We start from the raw sequence: 2,880 nt of genomic DNA on the forward strand, positions 1-2,880 counted from the left end.
GGCCATCTCGCGCTGAAGTTTCTCCGCGCCTGGGGCTGCGACGTCACCGCCTTCACCACCAGCGACTCGAAACGCGAGGAAGCCCTGAAGCTCGGCGCTCATCGCACGCTCAACTCACGCAACGCCGACGAACTCGCCAAGGCCGCCGGCAGCTTCGATTTCATCCTCAACACCACCAACGTCGGCCTCGACTGGAACAGCTACATCGCCGCGCTCAAGCCGCGGGGCCGCCTGCACACCGTCGGCGCCGTGCTCGAACCCATGACCGTCGCCGCCTTCCCGCTCATCATGGGCCAGCGCTCCCTCTCCGGCTCGCCGCTCGGCAGTCCCGCCACGGTGGACACGATGCTGCAATTCAGCGCCCGCCACGGCATCGCCCCGACCACCGAGACCTTCCCCATGTCCCGCGCCAACGACGCCCTCGACCACCTCCGTAGCGGGAAAGCCCGCTACCGTATCGTGCTGACGAATGATCTCCCGGTGTAGTTTTTCGGACCTGACAAAAGCCAAACCTGATTTACAAAGCCACCTCACTTCTTAGAAAGGCAGTCACCGGAGAGATACATTACCTGAGGGTCGTCCCTTATCTGACCCATCTGATGTGCTAACTTCAAAACGAGCCAACGCATTAACATGAGTGACAATTCAAAAATCGAATGGACGGACGCGACGTGGAATCCGGTGCGCGGCTGCACGAAGGTCAGCCCCGGCTGCACGCATTGCTACGCCGAGACGTTCGCGGAACGGTTTCGCGGTGTGCCCGGACACCCCTTCGAGTTCGGTTTCGACCTGCGGCTCGTGCCGGAGAAGCTGGGCGACCCGCTTCGCTGGTCCAAGCCCAAGAAGATTTTCGTCAACTCGATGAGCGACCTTTTCCACGAGGGCGTATCGGACGAATACATCGAGAAAGTCTGCCGTGTGATGCTGGCGGCGAACTGGCACACTTACCAGATTCTCACCAAGCGGGCCGACCGCATGGCGGCGCTGTTGCAAGGCAAGCTGCGCAATGCGGCAAAGGCGGCGCACATTTGGTGGGGCGTGAGCGTGGAAAACCGCAAACATGGGTTGCCGCGAATCGCCAAACTGCGGAGCGCCAAGCCAACGGTGGCCTTCCTTTCGGTCGAACCGCTGCTGGAAGACCTGGGCCAGTTCAACTTGAGTGGCATCCAGTGGGTCATCGTCGGCGGCGAGAGCGGCCCAGGCGCGCGCCCGATGGTGGCCGAGTGGGTGCGAGATATTCGTGACCAGTGTCTGAAGGCGGGTTCGGCGTTTTTCTTCAAGCAGTGGGGTGGCGTGCGCAAAAGCGAGACGGGCCGTCGGCTCGACGGAAAGACCTACGATGAGTTTCCTGATTTCGCCGAGGTGGAGGTCTTGGAGACCGACCAGAGGCTGCTGCTCCTTCGGGAAGTGGAGACGGAATACCGCGTAGGATCGGGCCGATGAGCAACGGCGAACTTTACACCGGTCGCGAGCAGACGCTCGTCAAACACTTCATCCTTCAGAAGTATCTGGAGCGGTTCGCTTACATCGTCGGGTCGCATTGGGATACCCTGACTTATGTGGATTGCTTCTCTGGTCCTTGGAATGCGCGCTCGGATAAGTTCGAGGATAGTTCCTTCGCCATCGCCTTGAAGGAACTTCGCAATGCCAGAGACACGCTGGCCAAACAGCGGGGCAGGAATGTTCAACTGCGGTGTTTCTTTCTGGAGAAGAACCGGGCGGCGTATGCAAAGCTCAAGGAGTTTGCTGACGGCGTGAAGGACGCAAAAATCGAGACGCGAAACGCCACGCTGGAAGAATCCATCCCCGACATTTCGGATTTCGTGAAACGAGGCGGCGCGAACGCTTTTCCCTTTGTCTTCATCGATCCAACGGGCTGGACAGGGTTTGAGATGGAGACGATCGCTCCGCTGCTCCGGCTGAATCCGGGCGAGGTGTTGATCAATTTCATGACGGGGCACATCCGTCGTTTCCTCGACTCGCAGCAGGAGGAAACGCAGGACAGTTTCAAGCGGTTGTTTGGTTCAGGTGCATTCAGGGCGAAGGTGCAGGGGCTCGCGCAACTTGAGCGGGAAGATGCGGCCGTCGAGGAATACGCCCGCAACGCGAAATCGGTTGGCGACTTTAACTTCGGCTGCAACGCAATCGTCCTGCATCCGGAAATGGATCGGACGCATTTCAATCTGATTTACCTGACGCGGAATCTCAAAGGCATCGAGGTTTTCAAAGATGCGGAGAAGAAGGCGATGGAAGTGCAGGAAGCCGCCAGAGCAGAGGCGCAGCAGCGCAGACGCGTGGCCAGCAAAGGGCAGTCTGAGCTGTTTGGCAGCAAGGAGCTTCACGATTCAACACATTACGCATTCCTGCGTGAGCGGTATCTAGCGAAGGCGCGCGGCTTGGTTCTGCATGCGTTGGAGTCGAAGCGCCGGTTACTTTACGACGATGCGTGGACGCTCGCGCTTTCAGAACCGATGTCGTGGGAGAGCGATTTGAAGCAGTGGATTGAGGAGTGGAAAGACGAAGGTCGCCTCGAAGTGACAGGAATGAAGCCGCGCCAGCGAGTGCCACATCGGGGCGATCAGAATTACCTGAATTGGAAATGAGCAGCCCCACTGCCCTCGTCAAAAAGCTCTCGAACTACTGCAACATCCTGCGGGAAGACGGCCTGATGCTGGTGGAGAAGATGCTGGCTTTGACGCCGAAGCTGAGGGTGGCGAAGACGGACGCGAAGAAGGCCGGGGATAGGCGATTTAACCCGCAGATCGGTCGCTTGGGCAAAGTAGTGCGATGTGGGCGCAGATTTGGGTCGAGTCGCTGGTCGTCGCGGCTGCGGGGATTGCTGCCACGGAGCGGAGTGGTGCACGCTGGCGGTGGCACTGT

The 2,880-nt window shown here is 59.4% G+C and carries 3 protein-coding genes and 1 pseudogene; all 4 read left to right on the forward strand.

Going from position 1 to position 2,880, the window contains the following annotated elements; translation table 11 throughout:
* The coding region (locus ACKVY0_RS18400; protein ID WP_409216294.1) for a zinc-binding dehydrogenase at positions 1–486 on the forward strand (486 nt) is incomplete at its 5' end.
* Between the two features lie 147 nt (positions 487–633).
* On the forward strand, positions 634–1,443 hold the full coding sequence (locus tag ACKVY0_RS18405; RefSeq protein WP_409216295.1) for a DUF5131 family protein: 810 nt from the start codon (positions 634–636) through the stop codon (positions 1,441–1,443).
* Positions 1,440–2,603, forward strand: a complete 1,164-nt coding sequence (gene tcmP / locus ACKVY0_RS18410; RefSeq protein ID WP_409216296.1) for a three-Cys-motif partner protein TcmP — start codon at positions 1,440–1,442, stop codon at positions 2,601–2,603. The genes ACKVY0_RS18405 and tcmP overlap by 4 nt, the downstream gene beginning before the upstream one ends.
* A pseudogene (locus ACKVY0_RS18415) lies at positions 2,600–2,880 on the forward strand (hypothetical protein); the annotation flags it as partial. The gene tcmP and the pseudogene ACKVY0_RS18415, both read left to right, overlap by 4 nt.

This window comes from Prosthecobacter sp. (assembly GCF_046154365.1).
Lineage (GTDB): Bacteria > Verrucomicrobiota > Verrucomicrobiia > Verrucomicrobiales > Verrucomicrobiaceae > Prosthecobacter.

What these genes read in the sequence shown, in the direction of transcription:
- ACKVY0_RS18405 (WP_409216295.1), top strand. Translation starts at nt 634, where the DNA reads ATGAGTGACAATTCAAAAATCGAATGGACGGACGCGACGTGGAATCCG.
- tcmP (WP_409216296.1), top strand. Translation starts at nt 1,440, where the DNA reads ATGAGCAACGGCGAACTTTACACCGGTCGCGAGCAGACGCTCGTCAAA.